This window comes from Kitasatospora papulosa (assembly GCF_000717245.1).
Classification (GTDB): Bacteria; Actinomycetota; Actinomycetes; order Streptomycetales; family Streptomycetaceae; genus Streptomyces; species Streptomyces papulosus.
Window position 1 is genome coordinate 1 of record NZ_JNYQ01000063.1, and the last position, 821, is coordinate 821.

Genomic DNA, 821 nt, shown 5'->3' on the forward strand with positions numbered 1-821 from the left:
CACGCTCGTCATCACGACGCGGCGCACGGTCGTCGCGGCGGAAGCTGCCACCACGGTCGTCGTCACGACGCGGCGCACGGTCGCGGTCATCGCGACGGACGCTGCCGCCACGGTCGTCATCACGACGGGGGCCACGGTCGCGGTCGTCTCGGCGGAAGCCACCGCCGGTACCGCCACGGCTGTCATCGCGACGGAAGCCGCCACCGGTACCGCCGCCACGGCTGTCGTCGCGACGGAAACCGCCGGGGCGGTCGTCGTCACGGCGCGGGCCACGGGGGCGGTCATCGCGACGGTCGAAACCGCCGCCGGCGGGACGGCCACCACGGTCGTCACGCTGACCACCACGGAACCCACCACGCTCGTCATCACGACGCGGCGCACGATCGTCACGACGGAAGCCACCGCCGGAGCTGCTGCCACGGCTGTCATCACGGCGGGGGCCACGGTCGCGGTCGTCACGGCGGAAGCCACCACGGTCGCTGTCACGTCGAGGTGCGCCGGACCGGTCGTCACGGCCGCCTCGGAAGCCGCCCCTGTCGTCCCCGTCCCGGCGACGCGGCTCGCGCTCCGAACGGTCGTCGGAAGAGTTGGTGGACATGGGGGTGACTCCTGTCATCGGGTACCACAAGACATTCTCGCGCAGCCGACCATCCGACGCGCTTCGGCAAACAAAAAAGGACCCTCGGCCCCAGCATGAACGCTGGGACCAAGGGTCCTGAAAGATTGTTCGGCGGCGTCCTACTCTCCCACAGGGTCCCCCCTGCAGTACCATCGGCGCTGAAAGGCTTAGCTTCCGGGTTCGGAATGTAACCGGGCGTTTC

General features: G+C 70.0%; 1 protein-coding gene and 1 rRNA gene. Both read right to left on the reverse strand.

Annotated features, from left to right (window positions below):
- Positions 1 to 513: hypothetical protein (locus IA22_RS0133700; protein ID WP_030125872.1), on the reverse strand; the 513-nt coding region annotated here is incomplete at its 3' end.
- Positions 514 to 725: 212 nt separating this feature from the next.
- Positions 726 to 821 (reverse strand): 5S ribosomal RNA (rrf, locus tag IA22_RS34880); the annotation flags it as partial.